Raw genomic sequence first — 17,140 nt, 5'->3', positions numbered from 1 at the left:
ACCGTCAGGCCTGCTGTTTGTTGCCCCGCAGCGCCATGTAGAGCATGTCGCCGAGGAAGACGATGACGACCGCCGCCGCGACCTGGAGGCCGTGCCGGCCCCAGTCGATGCCCTTGGTCTCGGCGATGCCGATCGCCCGGGCGATCGAGTTGCCGACCACACCGCCGATGATGCCGAAAATGGTGGTCAGCCAGAGCGGACTGTGCTGCTTCCCGGGAAGGATCGCCTTCGCGATGAGACCCAGCACGAATCCCACGATGATCGCCCACAACCAGCCCATGGCTGCCTCCTCGTTCCGCTCGGCGGGAGCACTCCGCCGGGCACTCAGCCGAGCACTCAGCTCGACATGAGCAGTCGCAGCCAGTGTTGACCCATCCGCCATACGGCGCATGTCGGACTCGTCCGTACGCGGTACGCATCGGGTCGATCGCACAGACCGGACCTGCCCCGGTCTCGAACCCGGCGGATACCGGGCGTACCGTGTGAACAGTCCGGGCCGGGGAGAGTCCGGTGTGGAGTCGGGTGGTGGAGCTTGATGCGGAAGCGGAGCGGAGCCGAGGTCTTCCGGATCACCGGGGCCCGGCAGGGTCTCGCCGAGGACGTTCGGGGGCGGCAGCGCCGCTATGTGATCTCGATGTCGATCCGTACGGTGTCGGTCGTCCTGACGGCCGTCCTGTGGAACATCGAACGCCCTGTCGCAATCGTGACCCTGGTGTTGGGAGCCCTGCTCCCTTATGTGGCTGTGGTGATCGCCAACGCGGGGCGGGAGAACGTGCCTTCGCTGCCGTCGACGTACATCCCCGCGCCGTCGCGGCCGATGCTCGGAGCGGCTCCGGTGGGGGGTCCGGCGGAACCTTCGGAGGCCTCCGGGGGCCCTGACCACGAACCGTGGTCACGCGAGCAGACCTGATCCGTCACAGTCTGCAAAGCTCAAGAAAAGCTCAGATCAATCATGAAGTTACGGTGCACCACACCGGGTCCCCCGTGACATACTGCGTAGGCGCTCCGCATCCCCCGTCGGAGCGACGGACCGACGCCGGGCAGCTCCCCCCGTGGCTGCTCGGCGTCGCCATGTCACCCCCTGCTCATGGCGCAGAATGTATCCGTGAGTGACGAGATCGCCGACGAGGCGCCCACCTGTTCCGCCAAGGGCTGCCGTACCGCGGCCATATGGGTCCTGGCCTGGAACAACCCGAAGATCCACACGCCGGAGCGGCGCAAGACCTGGCTCGCGTGCGACGAACACCGCGAACACCTCTCCCAGTTCCTGGGGGTACGCGGGTTCCTCAAGGACGTGGTGCCGCTCGCCGAGTGGGAGTCAGCCGCCGATCGCTGACATCGGGCGGTCGGGCTGAAGGAAGGCCGGGTCGTCCAGACCGGATCCGGCCTTCTTTCCCCACATCGCCAGCCGCCACAGCCGGGCGATCTCCTCGTCCGGGGCGCCCGAGCGCAGGGCCGCGCGCAGGTCGGACTCCTCGCGCGCGAAGAGGCAGGTGCGCACCTGGCCGTCGGCGGTGAGCCGGGTCCGGTCGCAGGCCGCGCAGAACGGGCGGGTCACCGAGGCGATGACGCCGACCCGGTGCGGTCCGCCGTCCACCACCCAGCGCTCGGCGGGTGCGGAGCCCCGCTCGTCGTCGCCCTCGGGGGTGAGCGTGAACCTCGTACGCAGCGAGGCGAGGATGTCACCGGCGGTGATCATGCCGTCGCGCTTCCAGCCGTGCTGGGCGTCGAGCGGCATCTGCTCGATGAACCGCAGCTCGTAGTCGTGCGCCACCGCCCAGGCCAGCAGGTCGGGGGCCTCGTCGTCGTTGAGCCCCGGCATCAGGACCGCGTTGACCTTGACCGGGGTGAGCCCGGCGGCGCGGGCGGCCTCCATGCCCTCGATGACGTCCTTGTGGCGGTCGCGGCGGGTGAGGGTCTTGAAGACCTCGGGGCGCAGGGTGTCGAGGGAGACGTTGACCCGGTCCAGACCGGCCGATTTCAGCGCGGCCGCGGTGCGCTTGAGGCCGATGCCGTTGGTGGTGATCGACATCCGGGGGCGGGGCTCCAGGGCCGCGCAGCGCTCCACGATGCCGACCAGGCCGGGGCGCAGCAGCGGTTCGCCGCCGGTGAAGCGGACCTCGGTGATGCCGAGCTCGGTCACCGCGATGCGGATGAGGCGGACGATCTCGTCGTCGGTGAGCAGGTCCGGCTTGGCCAGCCACTGCAGGCCCTCTTCCGGCATGCAGTACGTACACCGCAGATTGCAGCGGTCCGTGAGCGATACGCGCAGGTCAGTGGCCACACGGCCGTATGTGTCGATGAGCACTGTGGGCCCCCTCCCCCGATTACCGGTTGGTCTGTACAGCCGAGCCTACGCGAGAGGGCTGACAACAGCGGGGGCCGTTTGACACGAGGTACGACGCGGCCGCGTCGTAGGACCCTACGACGCGGCCGCGGCTCGTACCCGTACGGAGTCCCTAATGGGCGCCGACTCCGGTGAGGGACTTGACCTCCAGTTCCGCGTACTTCCCGGCGTCGGGCTCCTCCTTGGACAGGAGCGATCCGATCAGGCCGAGCAGGAAGCCGACGGGGATCGAGATCAGGCCGGGGTTCTCCAGCGGGAACCAGTGGAAGTCGACGCCCTTGAACATCGACGTCTTCGGGTTGCCGGAGACCACCGGCGAGAACAGCACGAGCACGACCGCCGTGGTCAGACCGCCGTAGATCGACCACAGCGCGCCCTGGGTGGTGAAGCGCTTCCAGAAGAGGCTGTAGAGGATGGTCGGCAGGTTGGCGGAGGCGGCGACCGCGAAGGCGAGCGCCACCAGACCGGCGACGTTCAGATCGCGGGCGAAGGCGCCGAGCACGATGGCGACGGCCCCGATGAGGACGGTCGCCCAGCGCGCGGCCCGGACCTCCTCCTGCTCGGTCGCCTTCCCCTTGCGGATGACGTTGGCGTAGATGTCGTGCGCGAAGGAGGACGACGAGGCGAGGGTGAGGCCCGCGACGACCGCGAGGATCGTGGCGAAGGCGACCGCCGAGATCACCGCCAGCAGGATCGCGCCCCCGTTGGAGCCGCTGCCGCCGCCGATCTCCAGGGCCGCCAGTGGCGCCGCCGTGTTGCCCGCCGGGTTGGAGGCGATGATGTCGCCCGGTTTGAGCAGCGCCGCCGCGCCGAAGCCGAGCACGATCGTCATCAGGTAGAAGGCGCCGATGATGCCGATCGCCCAGTTCACCGACTTACGGGCGGCCTTGGCGGTGGGGACGGTGTAGAAGCGGATCAGGATGTGCGGCAGCCCGGCCGTGCCGAGCACCAGGGCGATGCCGAGCGAGATGAAGTCCAGCTTGGAGGTGCCGGTCTTGCCGTACTTGAGGCCGGGCTCCAGGAAGGCGCTGCCCTTGCCGCTGTTCTCGGCGGCCGTGCCGAGCAGGTCCGAGAGGTTGAAGTTGAACTTCAGCAGGATCAGGAAGGTGATCAGGACGGTGCCCGCGATGAGCAGGACCGCCTTGACCATCTGCACCCAGGTGGTGCCCTTCATCCCGCCGATCGTCACGTACACGATCATGAGCACGCCGACCAGGGCGACGATCAGGATCTTGCCCGCGTCGCTGGTGATGCCCAGCAGCAGCGAGACCAGGACACCTGCCCCGGCCATCTGCGCCAGCAGGTAGAAGATCGAGACGACGATGGTGGAGGTGCCGGCCGCCGTCCGTACGGGCCGCTGGCGCATCCGGTACGCGAGCACGTCGCCCATCGTGTAGCGGCCCGAGTTGCGCAGCGGCTCGGCGACCAGGAGCAGCGCCACCAGCCAGGCCACCAGGAAGCCGATCGAGTACAGGAAGCCGTCGTAGCCGAAGAGCGCGATGGCGCCGGCGATGCCGAGGAAGGACGCGGCGGACATGTAGTCGCCGGAGACCGCCAGGCCGTTCTGGAAGGCGGTGAACTGGCGGCCGCCCGCGTAGAAGTCTGCCGCGCTCTTGGTCTGGCGGCCCGCCCAGACGGTGATGACCAGGGTCGCGACGACGAACACCGAGAAGAGCGCGATGATCAGCGGCCGGTGCTCGCTGGTGGCGGTCGCCGCGAGCTGGAGGTGGGCGTACGGGGCGCTCATGCGTCGGCCTCCATGCGGGACTTGATCGCCTCGGAGCGCGGATCGAGCTTGGTGGCCGCGTACCGCGAGTAGAACCAGGCGATGAGGAAGGTGGTGAGGAACTGGGCGAGACCGAAGACGAGCGCCACGTTGATGTTGCCGAACAGCTTGTGGCCCATAAAGCCGTCCGCGTAGTTCGACAGCAGGACGTACAGCAGGTACCAGGCGATGAAGGCGACCGTCAACGGGAACGCGAACCGGCGGTGCGTGCGGCGCAGTTCGGCGAATTCCTCGCTCGCCTGCACCTCGACGAACTGCTCGGTGGGGGGCTGGGCGGGGCGCGTGTCGATACCGCCTTCGGGCGGTGGCACGTCGGTGGCCACGGAGTCTCCTCGCGATGCGGGTGCGGTGGGGAAGGACGTCAAGGGGGACCTCACTGTCGGGGACGGGTGATGGCGGTCCCCCTGACAACGGCACGGAGGGCGTCGCGTCTCGGTTCAGACCGGCCGTTTTTCTCGGGCCCTCCTCCCGGCGCCGTGTTCACCGCGTTCACACAACTTCTCGGACCAAGACGTCCGAACTCGTTGATGGGCCCGCATGATCAGCGATAGTTTCGCTGGTCATGTACCCGTCCAGCCGTGACCCGCGACTGGACGGCTCTCACTGATGATGTGGAGAACCCATGGCTCATCTGGGATCCGGACGGCGACGGGCCCTCGTGCTCCCCGCCGGCCTGGCGCTCACGGCCTCGCTCGGCTTCCTCCCGGCGGGCACGGCCTCGGCCGCACCGGCCCCCGCCACCGACGGACCGGACCTCTCGTACGTCGTCAACACCACGGGTGGACACGGCACTTCGGCCCGGGTGCACAACGCGATAACGAAGGCGGGCGGCACGGTCGTCGTCTCGTACGACCGGATAGGCGTGGTCGTCGTGCACTCCACGAACCCCGCGTTCGCCAAGGAGATACGCCGGGCCAAGGGCGTGTCCTCCGCCGGTGCCACCCGTACGACGCCCCTGAAGGCACAGGCGACCACCGAGGAGGGCACCACCCAGGCCCTCACCCCGGCCGAGGCCGCCAAGGCGAAGGCGGCGGCCGCGCCCGGCCAGGAGCCCCTTGAGGCCAACCAGTGGGACCTGCGGGCGATCGGCGCCGACAAGGCCGCCAAGATCTACCCGGGCAGCCGCCGGGTCACCGTCGGCGTGATCGACACCGGGGTCGACGACACCCACCCGGACCTCGCCCCGAACTTCTCCGCCGCCCAGTCGGCCAACTGCGTGGGCGGCGTCGCCGACACCTCGCCGGGCGCCTGGCGGCCGTACGCGGGCGGCAGCGACCACGGCACGCACGTCGCGGGCGAGATCGCCGCGGCCCGCAACGGGGTCGGCGTCGCCGGGGTCGCGCCCGGCGTCAAGGTCGCCGGGATCAAGGTCGCCGAGCAGGGCAGCGGGCTGTTCTTCACCGAGGCGGTGGTCTGCGGGTTCGTCTTCGCCGCCGAGCACCACATCGACGTCACCAACAACAGCTACTACGTGGACCCCTGGTACTTCAACTGCAAGGACGACCCGGACCAGAAGGCGCTGCTCGACGCGGTGACCCGGGCGAGCAAGTACGCCGAGCGCAAGGGCGTCCTCAACGTGGCGGCTGCGGGCAACGAGAACTACGACCTGTCCAAGCACGCCCTCACCGACACCTCCAGCCCGGACGACCAGCCCGCGCCGCACCCCACGGTGACCGTGGACCCGGCCAAGTGCCCGGACATCCCGGCCCAGTTGCCGGGGGTCGTCACGGTCGCGGCGACCGGCGTGCAGAACGTCAAGTCGTACTACTCCAGCTACGGCCTGGGCCAGATCGACGTGGCCGCGCCGGGCGGCGACAAGTACCAGATCCCGGACACTCCGGACAAGAACGGCCGGATCCTGTCGACGATCCTGGACGGCAAGTACGGCTACAAGCAGGGCACGTCCATGGCCACGCCGCACGTCGTCGGCGTCGCCGCGCTCCTGAAGTCCAAGAACCCGTGGGCATCACCGGCCGAGCTGCGGGAGATGCTCAAGGAGCAGGCCGACAACCCCGGCTGCCCCACCGGCCTGTACGACCCGGACGGCAACGGCGTCCAGGACTCCACCTGTGAGGGCGGCAAGCGCGTCAACGGCTTCTACGGCCGGGGCGTCGTCAACGCGCTGAGCGCGGTGACCGAGTAGCACGACCGACCGGGGGGCGCGGCCGAGCGGCGTCGCGCCCCCGCCCAGCACCTCTCCGTACGTCCCGCACGGCTCCTTTCCGTACGTAACGAGACATCCGTCAACCACATGGAGACCCCATGACGTTGCACCTCTCCCGTACGCACCGCGCCCTCGCCGTCTCCGTCGGCATGGCGACCATCACCGCGCTCGCGGTCCTGCCGGGCACGGCGTCGGCCGTGCCGACGGGCGGTGCGGCCACGAAGGCCGCCCCGGCCGCCGCCTCGCCCTCGCTCAGCTACGTCGTCAACCTCCGCAAGGGGTACGGGCACACGGACCGGGTCAGAAGGGCCGTCGAGGCGGCCGGGGGCACGGTCGTCCAGTCCTACGACCGGATCGGCGTGATCGTCGTCCACTCCGCCGACCCCGGCTTCGCCACGGCCATGCGGGCGGTACGGGGAGTGGAGTCGGCCGGGGCGACCCGGACCGCGCCGCTGCCCGCGCAGACGACGACCGACGTCGGCACGCCCAAGGCGCTCACCGCCGAGGAGGTACGGGCCGCCACCGCCGGGGCCGCGGCCGGCGAGGACCCGCTGGAGCCGCTCCAGTGGGACCTGAAGGCCATCAAGGCCGACAAGGCGCACGAGAAGACCCTGGGCAGCTCCGAGGTGACCGTCGGCGTCATCGACACGGGCGTGGACGACACCCACCCGGACATCGCGCCCAACTTCGACCGCGCCAAGTCGGTGAGCTGCATCGGCGGCACGCCGGACACCAGCGACGGCGCCTGGCGGCCGTTCACCACCGGCGGCTCCCCGCACGGCACGCACGTGGCGGGCGAGATAGCCGCGGCCAAGAACGGCGTCGGGGTGACCGGGGTGGCGCCCGGGGTGAAGGTCGCCGCCATCAAGGTGTCCACCCAGGGCGGCAGCTTCTTCTACACGGAGGCCGTCGTCTGCGGCTTCATGTGGGCCGCCGACCACGGCATCGACGTGACCAACAACAGCTATTACACCGACCCCTGGTACTTCAACTGCAAGACCGACCCGGACCAGAAGGCGCTGGTCGAGGCGATCACCCGGGCCAGCCGGTACGCCGAGTCCCAGGGCACGGTGAACGTGGCGGCGGCGGGCAACGAGAGCTACGACCTCGCGGCCGACTCGATCACCGACCCGGCCAGCCCCAACGACTCCACGCCGGGCGACCGGGTCGTCGACCCGAGCGAGTGCTTCGACATCCCGACCCAGCTGCCGGGGGTGGTCACGGTCGCCGCGACCGGGGCCAAGGGGCTGAAGTCCTCGTTCTCCAACTACGGCCTGGGCGTCGTCGACGTGGCGGCGCCGGGCGGCGACTCGACCGCCTACCAGCCGCCGCAGGCCCCGGCCACCAGCGGTCTGATCCTCGGCCCGGTGCCCGGCGGCAAGTGGGCCTACATGGCGGGTACGTCGATGGCGACCCCGCACGTGGTGGGCGTGGCCGCGCTGCTCAAGTCCGCGCACCCGCACGCGCCGGCCTGGAAGATCAAGGAGCTCCTGAAGGAGGGCGCGGACGCGACGGTCTGCCCGGACCCGTACGACATCGACGGGGACGGGAAGGTCGACGCGGTGTGTGAGGGCGGGCGGCATCACAGCGGGTTCTATGGGGCGGGGGTTGTGAACGCGCTGCGGGCGGTTCGGTAGCGCTCTGTTGGGGCGCGGGTTCGTCTGCGGGCCGTCTGTGGTTGGTCGCGCAGTTCCCCGCGCCCCTTAAGGGGACGGGCCCACCGCACCCCGTAGGCGAAGCCTCTTACGGCTTGATCAGGACCTTCAAGGCCGTGCGGTCGTCCATCGACTTGTAGCCGCCGGGGACTCCGTCGATGCCGACCGTCAGGTCGAAGACCGGGGACGGGTCGACCGCGCCGGACAGGACGTCCGGCAGCAGCTCGGGGATGTAGGCGCGGACCGGGGCGACGCCGCCGCGCAGGGCGATGTTGCGGTCGAACATGACGCTCAGGTCGAGGCCGGTGCCGCTGCCGTGCGGGACGCCCACGTAACCGATGGCGCCGCCGTCGCGGGTGATCTCGACGGCCGTGCGCATCGACTGCTCGGTGCCGACCGCCTCGATGACCGCGTGCGCGCCCTGGCCCCGGGTCAGCTCGCGCACCGCGTCCACGGCGGCCTCGCCGCGCTCGGCGACGACGTCCGTGGCGCCGAAGGTCCGCGCGATGTCCGTACGGACCTGGTGGCGTCCAAGGGCGATGATCCGCTCGGCGCCGAGCCGCTTGGCCGCCAGGACGCCGCAGAGCCCGACGGCCCCGTCGCCGACGACGGCGACCGTGGAGCCGCGCTTCACGCCCGCGCCGACGGCCGCGTGGTGGCCCGTGCCGAGCACGTCGGAGAGGGCCAGCAGGGCGGTGAGCAGATGGTCGTCGGAGGCCGCGGCGGCGGGCAGCTTGACCAGCGTGCCGTCGGCGAACGGCACCCGGACCGCCTCGCCCTGGCCGCCGTCGGAGCCCACCGAGCCCCAGAACCCGCCCTGCGGGCAGGACGTCTGGAGCCCCTCCGCGCAGTACTCGCAGGTGCCGTCGGACCAGACGAAGGGCGCGACCACGAGGTCCCCGGCCCGGAACCCGTTCACCTCGGCGCCCGCCTCCTCGACCACGCCGAGGAACTCGTGCCCGATCCGCTGCCCGGGCCGGCGCTCGGACTCGCCCCGGTAGGCCCACAGGTCGCTGCCGCAGATACAGGCCCGCAGCACCCGCACGACCGCGTCGGTGGGGAACCGGACCACGGGGTCGGGCACGTCCTCCACCCGGATGTCGTGGGGGGCGTGGATGACGGTGGCGCGCATGGGGCAGGTCCTTGCTGGTCAGTCGGGGTGCGTACGGAAACCGGCCGTACGGGGAGTCCGTCTCTCACCGTACGCCCCTCACACCCCCACCGCCCCCAGCACCGCCCCCGCCGCGTACGTCACCCCCATGGCCACCGCGCCCCCGGTCATGTTGCGCAGCACCGCCGCCCCCACCGGGGCCGAGCCCAGGCGGGCGCTGCCCCAGCCGGTGAGGGCCAGGGCGGCCAGGACCGAGGTGACCGTCACGTACAGGCGGACCGAGGACGGGGGCAGGACGATGGCCAGGAGGGGGAGCAGGGCGCCGGCCGTGAAGGCCAGGAAGCTGGCGCCCGCCGCGTGCCAGGGGTTGGCCAGCTCGTCGGGGTCGATGCCGAGCTCCACGCGCGCGTGGGCGCGCAGCGCGTCGCGCTCGGTGAGCTGCTGCGCCGCCTCCCGCGCCAGCTCGGCGCTGAGGCCGCGGTCCTCCAGCAGACCGCTCAGCTCCTCCAGTTCGGCCTCCGGCTCCTCGCGCAGCTCGCGCCGCTCCTGCGCCAGGGCGGCCTTCTCGGAGTCGCGCTGGGTCGACACGGAGACGTACTCGCCCGCCGCCATCGACATCGAGCCGGCAAGCAGCCCGGCGAGGCCCGCCGTCAGCAGGGCGGAGCGGTCGTCCGTCGCGCCCGCCACGCCGACGACGAGGCCCGCCGTGGACACGATGCCGTCGTTGGCGCCGAGGACCGCCGCCCGCAGCCAGTTCAGGCGGGGGCCGAGGGCGCCCTGGTGGGCCTCGTCGTGGCCCCCGGCCGTCTCCGCTTCCGTCATGCGGCGAAGGGTCTCACCCGCCGCCTCACCACACCCGTACCGACCCACCAAGCGCGAACACCGGGCTCGTCGCGTCCGCGGGGATGTCGCGCAGCGGCTGGGCGATCTCCTCGACCGTCGGGCCCACCGTCGCCGCGATGGTGTCCAGGTACGGCAGGTCGAAGCCGTACACCCGGGCCGCGTTGCCCCCGGTCATCCGCGCCACCTCCTCCCTGGGCAGCCCCGCGTAGGCGATCCGCAGGCCCTCGCGGGAGTACGGGGTGGTGCCCTCGTCGTGCGGGTAGTCGCTGCCCCACATGATCTTGTCGAGGCCGATCCGGTCGCGCAGCGGCACCTCGTGGGGGCGCATGAAGCTGGCGCCCACATAGCAGTTGTCGCGCCAGACCCGGCTCGGGCCCTTGCCCATCGACTCCGCCAGGCCCGCGCCGAACTTGGACTCCGCCGTCGCCGCCCGGCTCGCCGCCGACACCAGGCGCTCGTGGTAGTAGTCGAGCATCTCGATCACGCCGGGGATCCAGCCCGAGCCCTGCTCGGTGAGGATCAGCTTCAGCGACGGATGGCGGCGGAACGCGCCGCCGAAGATCAGGTGCCACAGGGCCCGGTGCGAGAACCACGTCGTCTCCACCATGAAGACGGCCCGCGCGGCCGGTTCCTCGCCCAGCGGCGGCGAGGCGGAGCCGCCGTGGTGGTTGACGGGGACGTCGAGGTCGGCGCAGGCCGCCCAGATCGGGTCGTGGACGGCCGAGTACAGCTCGGGGACGCCCGAGCCGGGCGGGGCGCCGGGGAGCATGATGCCGCCGGTCAGGCCCGCCTCCTTCGTCCGGTGGATCTCCGCCACCGCCGCGTCCACGTCGCCCAGCAGGATCTGCGCCACGCCCGCCCTGCGGCCCGGCACCAGCGCGCAGAAGTCCGCCAGCCACCGGTTGTGGGCCCGCAGGCCCGCCCAGCGCTGGTCGAACTCCTCGCGCGTCGGCGCGGGCGCCATCAGGGAGGCCGACGGGAAGAACGGCGGGATGGTGTTGGGGAACACCACCTCCGCGACGATCCCGTCCGCCTCCAGCTCGGCCACCCGCCGCTCGGAGTTCCAGTTGCGGTCGGCGGTGTCGGCGAGCAGGTCCTCGTGCGGATTGACGTAGGTGGCGGCCCAGGCGTCGAAGTCGTCGTGGTGGCGCTTCTCCAGGTACGGCTTGTAGTCGAGGAGGTCGGCGCCCGCGTGGCAGTCGGCCGAGATCACCGTGTACCGGTCGGCCGTCATGACGCCCCCAGGACCGGGAAGTCGTGGTCGGTCAGCCAGTGCCGGCCCACTTCGCGCGAGCGCGCCCAGGACGCCTCGACCGCCGACTGGTCCTCGCTCTGGCCGAGTTCGGCCGGGGTCGGGCCGATGCGCCGGGCCAGCGGGGCCAGTTTCGCGGTGTCGAAGCCGAAGACCTCGGCCGCCGCGAGGCCCAGCATCCGGCGCGTCTCCGCGACCGGGATGTCGTGGAAGGTCTTGCGCAGCCACTCGCGGGTGTGCGGCCAGGTGCCCTCCGGGTGCGGGAAGTCGGAGCCCCACAGGATGTTGTCGACGCCGATCTCGTAGCGCTGGGCCAGCTCGCGCCGCTTGGTGTTGGTGGCGCAGACGAAGACCTGGCGGTCCAGGTACTCGCTCGGCGGACGCTTCAGCTCGGCGAACGGCGACAGCTTCTTGCCGCCGTGCGCGCCCAGGTACAGCCGGTCCATGAACCACAGCAGGTTCGGCAGCCACCAGCAGCCCGACTCCGCGACCCCGAAGCGGAGTCCGGGGTGGCGCTCGAAGACGCCGGACCAGAGCAGGAACCACAGCGGCCGGGCGGGCCACCAGGTGACCTCGCTGACGTAGATGCCGAGGTGGTCGCCGTACTCGTGGCGGGGCGCCGCTCCCGAGTGGGTGACGACGGGCATCCCGGTCTCGGCGGCCGCCGCCCAGACGGGGTCGTAACGGCGGTCGTGGTACGGGGCCTTGTCCACCCACATCGAGGGGATCATCAGCGCGCCGAGCCCGGACTCCTTGGCCCGGTGGATCTCCGCGACCACGCGCGCGACGTCGCCCGTGACCGGCAGCAGGGCGACCCCGCAGTGCCGTTCGGGATTCCGGCCCACGAACTCGGCGAGCCAGCGGTTGTGCGCCTGCGCGCCCGCCATGCCGAGGTCGGGGTCCTGGTCGCCGGAGAGGCCGAGGCCCACCCCGAAGGGCGCGGCGGTCCGGCTGTCGACGGCGTCCGCGTCGGGGAAGACGACCTCGGCGGCCACCCCGTCCCCGTCGAGCTCCTTGAGCCTGCGGGCGGCGTCCCAACCGCCCTTCAGGCCCTCTTCGTTGTCGGCGAACCACTTGTCCGCGAAGGCCTCGTTGCGCACGCCAAGCCGGGTCATCTCCTCGCGGCGGCGGTCGCGCCCGTCGAGGAAGCCGTCGAAGTCCCGGTGGAAGCGGGAGTCGAGATAGGGCCGGTACTGCTCGGTGGGGAGCCCGGCGTGGCAGTCGGAGGAGATGATCAGGTACGGGTCGTCGTGTGCGGCTTTCTGTACGTCGTTCTGCGGCATGGCGGATCCCTCAGTCCAATATGCTGCATTTCCCGGGGGATAACCCCCGGACCCCCAGCCGGAAGCCCGAGTCGGCGCGTCGGCGAGAGTTGCAGCGGGTCAGTCGAGAATGAAGTTCTCCAGGTACGACGGATTGGCCCGGTCCAGCATCGACTGCGACCTCGCCCTGATCTGGTGGTCGCTGCGCTCGCTCGGCGGGAGCATCCAGAAGCGGTCGGCCCGGATGCCGTCGACGACCGTTTCGGCGACCTCCTCGACCGGGGTGAACTCGACCTCCCGCCCGGCCGCCTTCATCGCCGCCTCCCACTGGCCCAGGCTGCGGTAGGGCGCCTTGCGCGGGCGCTCCTTGGCGTACCGGGCCGGGCGGTTGCGGTGCGACTCCCACAGCCCGGTGCGCAGCATGTGCGGCCCGGGGAAGAGCACGGACGCGCCCACGCGCGCGTGCTCCGCCTTCAGGTGCGCGTACAGCGACTCGGTCATGGTGACGACGGCCGCCTTGGTGACCGCGTACACGGAGGCGGTGGGCAGCGGCGCGATCCCGCCGTCGCCCGACGAGGTGTTGACGACGTGGCCCGGCTCACCGGACGCGATCATGCGGGGCACGAAGGCCTGGATGCCGTGGAAGACGCCCCACACGTTGACGGCGAAGGCCCACTTCCAGTCGTTGACCTCGTGCTCCCACATCCGGCCCTCGGCGCCCGAGCCGACGCCCGCGTTGTTGCACAGGACGTGGACGGCCCCGAACGTGTCGTACGCCGTGTCCGCCAGCTCCTGTACGGACGCGCGCTCCGAGACGTCGACCACGCGCGCGTGGACCTGCGCCCCGTCCTCGCGCAGTTCCTGCGCCGCCTTCTCCAGGGCCGCCTCCTCGACGTCCGCGAGGACCACCTGGAGCCCCTCGGCCGCGAACCGGCGGGCCATGGCGAGCCCGATCCCGCTCGCCGCGCCGGTGACGACGGCGACCTGTCCCTCGGTGAGCCGCATCACACGCTCCCCGCCGGCGGGCCGTCGAGGATCTGCTGCGGGTCGTCGTAGCGCTGGTGGATGTACGGCAACAGGGCCTCGGCGCTGACCCGTTCGGCCACCCGGCCCCGCTGGTCGGTGGTCTTCTCGCCGATCGTGATCTCCACGACGCGCCGGACCGGGAGGTCCGCGACCGGGTCGTACATCGACTCGCGCAGCACCACGTCCCCGGTGATCCGCTCCAGCTTGCGGACCTTCTCGTTGCGTACGCAGTGCACGAGCACCGGGTCCGCGTCGAAGCCCCCGCCGTCCACGGCGGGCAGGAACTTGAAGTAGAAGTCGACCTTCTCCGCCGGCTCCGGCAGCGGCAGCACGCTGTCGACCGCGCCGCGCACCTCGACGAAGGCGATGCCGTGCCGGGCGAGCGCGGCCCGGACCACCAGGCCGTCCCGCTCGACGGTGACCTCGCCGAGCTTCTTCGGCTCGCCGAACACCTCGCGCCCGCCGATCAGCGCCCGCTCATGGGTCATCGGCATCACCAGCGGGTACCAGCCGGGCTGCCCGTCGTGCACGGCGGAGACCGCCACCGAGCCCGCGCCGAGCGGATGGCCGGGCAGGTCGACCCGGCTGATGCTGGCCCGTACGAGTGAATCCCCGGCGGGCTTGAGCGGCGGCGGCAGCACGGCCGCCACCGCGTCGGGATCGCTCTCCCAGACGGCCACCACACCGGTGGACCAGATGTCGGGGAGGCGGGAGCTCGCGGTGCGCGCTGCCCGGATCTCGTCCTCGGTCCGCGCGCCGTACCGTACGCGTGCCATGGCGTACCACCCTTCCTGGGTTGTGCCTCGCAGTGCCGTCCCCCGGGTTCTGTAACACAGTTACACCGAGGCCGATGAAGGGTAAAGAGCCGTGCGGCAACCGGAGTGGGGAGGGGGCGGGCCATGACGCGTACGTCTCTGAGCCGCGAGGAGGTCCTGGAGGCCGCCGGGGCCCTGGTCAGAGAGCACGGCCCGGCCGCCCTCACCATGCGGGGGCTCGCCGCCGAGCTCGGCACGGCGGTCACCTCGATCTACTGGCACGTCGGCAACCGCGAGTCGCTGCTCGACGCGCTCGTCGAGCGGACCGTGCGGGAGCTGGGCGAGATCAGACCGCGCGGGCGCACCCCGGCCGCCCGGATCGTCTCGGTCGCCACCGCGCTGCGCCGGGAGCTGCGCGAGCGCCCGCACCTGATCGCGATGGTCCACGAACGCGGCTTGACCGAACGGATGTTCCTGCCCGCCCAGCAGGCCCTGGTCCACGAGGTCCACGAGGCCGGGCTGCGCGGGACCGCCGCCGCGCGGGTGGTACGGGCGGTCCAGTTCCAGGTCGTCGGCCACGTCCTGGTCGAGCGCTACCGCGAGCGGGCTCCGGCGCAGCACCCCGGCGAGGACGAGCTCTGGCACACCGCGCCCGCCGAGCACGACCCGGCGCTCGCCCGTGCGCTGGCCCGGCCGCCGGACCCGGAGCGGCTGTTCGCGGCGTCGGTGCGGGCCCTGGTCGACGGGCTGCTCGCACAGCCGCGTTGACGGCCGCCGCCCACGTTGTCAGTGCGGCCCCGTATTCTCTGTGACCATGCTCGACGACCGTACGACAGCAGCAGCGACGTGGCCGACCGCCTACCCGCAGGGGTACGCGGTCGTCGACGTGGAGACCACCGGCCTCGCCCGCGACGACCGGATAGTGTCGGCTGCCGTCTACCGCCTGGACGCCCAGGGCAACGTCGAGGACCACTGGTACACGCTGGTCAACCCGGAGCGCGACCCCGGCCCGGTGTGGATCCACGGGCTGACCACCGACGTCCTGGCGGACGCGCCGCTCTTCCCGGACATCGCCGGGGAGTTCGCCGAGCGCCTGGACGGCCGGGTCCTGGTCGCGCACAACGCGATCTTCGACTGGCAGATGATCGCCAGGGAGTACGCACGGGCGAAGCGCACCGCGCCGGTGCGCCAGCGGCTGTGCACCATCGCGCTCTCCAAGGAGCTCGACCTGCCGCTGCCCAACCACAAGCTGGAGTCGCTGGCCGCGCACTTCGGAGTGGTGCAGCAGCGCGCGCACCACGCGCTCGACGACGCGCGCGTGCTGGCCGAGGCGTTCCGCCCGAGCCTGCACGAGGCGGCACGGGTCGGGGCACGGCTGCCGCTCCTTGAATGCCGCCCGCTCACCGAGTGGTCGGACGGCCCGGCGACCCCGCGCATCGGCTACCAGGCCACCGGGTCGTACGGCAGGAGTTCGAGCTGGCGGCCCGCGCGCAAGCGCCCGGCGTGCCCGTACCCCAACCCCGGTCGTTACGAAGCGGACAAACCACTCAAGCAGGGCATGCGGGTGGCGTTCTCCGGCGACACCTCCATCGACCGGGAGCTCCTGGAGGACCGCGCGACCGAGGCCGGGCTGCACGTGGCGACCAGCGTCTCCCGGCTGACCAGCCTGCTGGTGACCAACGACCCGGACTCGGCGACCTCCAAGACCGTGAAGGCGAAGTCGTTCGGCACGCCGGTCGTCGACGAGGCGGCCTTCACCCAGCTGCTGCGGGACGTGGCTGCGGCAGACGGGTGACCGCGTGGCGTGCCGCCCGCCGTTGCGGCGCGGTGCACCCCACCCTGTGGCGCATGGCACGTTGTGAGGTCTGCGGAAACGACTACGGGATGTCCTTCGAGGTGCACGCGCAGGGCGCGGTGCACGTCTTCGACTGCTTCTCGTGCGCCATCCACCGCATGGCGCCCATCTGCGAACACTGCCGGGTCCAGATCATCGGCCAGGGCGTCGAGGTCGAGGGGCACTGGTACTGCGGCGGGCACTGCGCCCGAGCGGAGGGCCGGGTGGGCATCATCGACAAGGTCTGATCCCCCGTATCCCGACCCCCTTCCGAACACCCCATGACGGAGTTGTACCGTCGTGGGGTGTATCGCTTCCTGTTGTCCCGGCAGTGGGTGCTCGTCACCCTCCTCGCCCTCGTTCTCATCCCCACGATGATCGAGCTGGGCTTCTGGCAGCTGCACCGCCACCAGCACCGCGTCGCGCAGAACACCGTCATCGCGGACAACCTGAAGGCGAAGCCGGTCCCGGTGACCGCGCTCACCTCCCCCGGCCACACCGTCCCGCACGCCCAGTACTGGCGCCGGGTCACCGCCACCGGCACGTACGACACCGCCCACGAGGTCGTGGTGCGCCGCCGCACCGCCGCCGACGGGCGGGTCGGGTACCACGTGCTCACCCCGTTCGTCCTCGACGGCGGGCCGACCGTGCTGATCAACCGGGGCTGGGTGCCGGACAACGGCAGCCAGACCGAGTTCCCGCAGATCCCGGCCCCGCCCAAGGGCGAGGTCACGGTCACCGGGCGGCTGATGGCCGACCAGACGACCGCGGCCAGCGGCATCAAGGACGTCAAGGGCCTGCCGCCCCGCCAGGTGATGCTGATCAGCAGCGCCCAGCAGCAGAAGGCGCTCGGCCGCCCGGTGCTCGGCGGCTACATCGAGCAGACCGCGCCCGAGGTCGACTCCCCCGAGCTGATCCCGGCCCCGGACCACTCCTCGATCGGCCCGCACATGGCGTACGCCGTGCAGTGGTGGCTGTTCACCGCCGGGGTCCCGGTCGGCTGGGTGGTCCTGGTCCGCCGCGAGAAGCGGGACCGGGCCGAGGCGGCGGCGAAGGCCGAGGCGGCGGAGCCCGCACCGGCGACGGCCTGAGCCGGTCCGCACGG

General features: G+C 71.6%; 18 protein-coding genes. 8 read left to right on the top strand and 10 right to left on the bottom strand.

The features are described from left to right. Positions 1–4: 4 nt before the first annotated feature. Complete coding sequence (locus QIY60_RS22545) at positions 5–280, bottom strand: GlsB/YeaQ/YmgE family stress response membrane protein (RefSeq protein WP_283144080.1); 276 nt, start codon at positions 278–280, stop codon at positions 5–7. Positions 281–535: 255 nt separating this feature from the next. Between QIY60_RS22545 and QIY60_RS22540 the strand changes: the two genes are divergently transcribed. Both QIY60_RS22540 and QIY60_RS22535 read left to right on the top strand, forming a co-directional pair. Beyond that, positions 536–910 (top strand): DUF3099 domain-containing protein, encoded by a 375-nt coding sequence (locus tag QIY60_RS22540; RefSeq protein WP_283144079.1) that lies wholly within the window; start codon positions 536–538, stop codon positions 908–910. Between the two features lie 177 nt (positions 911–1,087). Next, complete coding sequence (locus tag QIY60_RS22535) at positions 1,088–1,336, top strand: hypothetical protein (RefSeq protein WP_101387680.1); 249 nt, start codon at positions 1,088–1,090, stop codon at positions 1,334–1,336. Here the strand turns inward: QIY60_RS22535 and moaA are convergent. The 3 genes from moaA to QIY60_RS22520 form a co-directional block, all read right to left on the bottom strand. Further along, positions 1,319–2,308 (bottom strand): GTP 3',8-cyclase MoaA, encoded by a 990-nt coding sequence (gene moaA / locus QIY60_RS22530; protein ID WP_283144078.1) that lies wholly within the window; start codon positions 2,306–2,308, stop codon positions 1,319–1,321. The two genes, QIY60_RS22535 and moaA, sit on opposite strands and share 18 nt — an antisense overlap. A gap of 151 nt (positions 2,309–2,459) precedes the next feature. Beyond that, positions 2,460–4,094 carry a cation acetate symporter gene (locus tag QIY60_RS22525; RefSeq protein WP_283144077.1) on the bottom strand — a complete coding sequence of 545 codons (1,635 nt, stop codon included), beginning with the start codon at positions 4,092–4,094 and terminating at the stop codon, positions 2,460–2,462. Continuing rightward, positions 4,091–4,456 carry a DUF485 domain-containing protein gene (locus QIY60_RS22520; protein ID WP_283144076.1) on the bottom strand — a complete coding sequence of 122 codons (366 nt, stop codon included), beginning with the start codon at positions 4,454–4,456 and terminating at the stop codon, positions 4,091–4,093. The genes QIY60_RS22525 and QIY60_RS22520 overlap by 4 nt, the downstream gene beginning before the upstream one ends. Before the next feature lie 299 nt (positions 4,457–4,755). Between QIY60_RS22520 and QIY60_RS22515 the strand changes: the two genes are divergently transcribed. Both QIY60_RS22515 and QIY60_RS22510 read left to right on the top strand, forming a co-directional pair. Beyond that, positions 4,756–6,276: a S8 family serine peptidase gene (locus QIY60_RS22515; RefSeq protein WP_283144075.1), complete on the top strand. Its 1,521-nt coding sequence runs from the start codon at positions 4,756–4,758 to the stop codon at positions 6,274–6,276. Between the two features lie 119 nt (positions 6,277–6,395). After that, positions 6,396–7,934, top strand: a complete 1,539-nt coding sequence (locus QIY60_RS22510) for a S8 family serine peptidase (RefSeq protein WP_283144074.1) — start codon at positions 6,396–6,398, stop codon at positions 7,932–7,934. A gap of 106 nt (positions 7,935–8,040) precedes the next feature. On the opposite strand, the gene QIY60_RS22505 is transcribed toward QIY60_RS22510, so the two are convergent. The 6 genes from QIY60_RS22505 to QIY60_RS22480 all read right to left on the bottom strand — a co-directional run bounded on the left by QIY60_RS22505 (position 8,041) and on the right by QIY60_RS22480 (position 14,222). After that, on the bottom strand, positions 8,041–9,084 hold the full coding sequence (locus QIY60_RS22505) for a zinc-dependent alcohol dehydrogenase family protein (protein WP_283144073.1): 1,044 nt from the start codon (positions 9,082–9,084) through the stop codon (positions 8,041–8,043). Between the two features lie 78 nt (positions 9,085–9,162). Beyond that, a complete protein-coding gene (locus QIY60_RS22500; protein WP_283144072.1) occupies positions 9,163–9,885 on the bottom strand; it encodes a VIT family protein in 723 nt (240 codons plus the stop codon). 25 nt (positions 9,886–9,910) lie between these two features. Further along, entirely contained in the window at positions 9,911–11,140 is a 1,230-nt protein-coding gene (locus QIY60_RS22495) for an amidohydrolase family protein (RefSeq protein WP_283144071.1), read from the bottom strand. Then, positions 11,137–12,441, bottom strand: coding sequence for an amidohydrolase family protein (locus tag QIY60_RS22490; protein ID WP_283144070.1), 1,305 nt, complete (start codon positions 12,439–12,441; stop codon positions 11,137–11,139). The genes QIY60_RS22495 and QIY60_RS22490 overlap by 4 nt, the downstream gene beginning before the upstream one ends. Positions 12,442–12,540: 99 nt before the next feature. Next, complete coding sequence (locus QIY60_RS22485; RefSeq protein ID WP_283144069.1) at positions 12,541–13,425, bottom strand: SDR family NAD(P)-dependent oxidoreductase; 885 nt, start codon at positions 13,423–13,425, stop codon at positions 12,541–12,543. After that, on the bottom strand, positions 13,425–14,222 hold the full coding sequence (locus QIY60_RS22480) for an acetoacetate decarboxylase family protein (RefSeq protein ID WP_283144068.1): 798 nt from the start codon (positions 14,220–14,222) through the stop codon (positions 13,425–13,427). Before QIY60_RS22480 ends, QIY60_RS22485 begins: the two co-directional genes overlap by 1 nt. Positions 14,223–14,345: 123 nt before the next feature. On the opposite strand from QIY60_RS22480, the gene QIY60_RS22475 reads away from it, so the two are divergent. From QIY60_RS22475 to QIY60_RS22460, 4 genes are read left to right on the top strand one after another with little or no spacing between them, the layout of a single operon-like run. Then, complete coding sequence (locus QIY60_RS22475; protein WP_283144067.1) at positions 14,346–14,969, top strand: TetR/AcrR family transcriptional regulator; 624 nt, start codon at positions 14,346–14,348, stop codon at positions 14,967–14,969. 40 nt (positions 14,970–15,009) lie between these two features. After that, positions 15,010–15,996 (top strand): DEDDh family exonuclease, encoded by a 987-nt coding sequence (locus QIY60_RS22470; RefSeq protein WP_190093624.1) that lies wholly within the window; start codon positions 15,010–15,012, stop codon positions 15,994–15,996. Between the two features lie 53 nt (positions 15,997–16,049). Further along, positions 16,050–16,283, top strand: a complete 234-nt coding sequence (locus QIY60_RS22465) for a hypothetical protein (protein WP_283144066.1) — start codon at positions 16,050–16,052, stop codon at positions 16,281–16,283. Positions 16,284–16,340: 57 nt separating this feature from the next. Continuing rightward, positions 16,341–17,126 (top strand): SURF1 family protein, encoded by a 786-nt coding sequence (locus QIY60_RS22460; protein ID WP_283144065.1) that lies wholly within the window; start codon positions 16,341–16,343, stop codon positions 17,124–17,126. The last annotated feature ends 14 nt before the right edge of the window (positions 17,127–17,140 follow it).

The sequence above is a fragment of the Streptomyces sp. BPTC-684 genome (assembly GCF_030028635.1).
GTDB classification, from domain to species: domain Bacteria; phylum Actinomycetota; class Actinomycetes; order Streptomycetales; family Streptomycetaceae; genus Streptomyces; species Streptomyces noboritoensis.
Note: the sequence above shows the minus strand (reverse complement) of the source record. Positions and strands in the feature narration are given on the sequence as shown.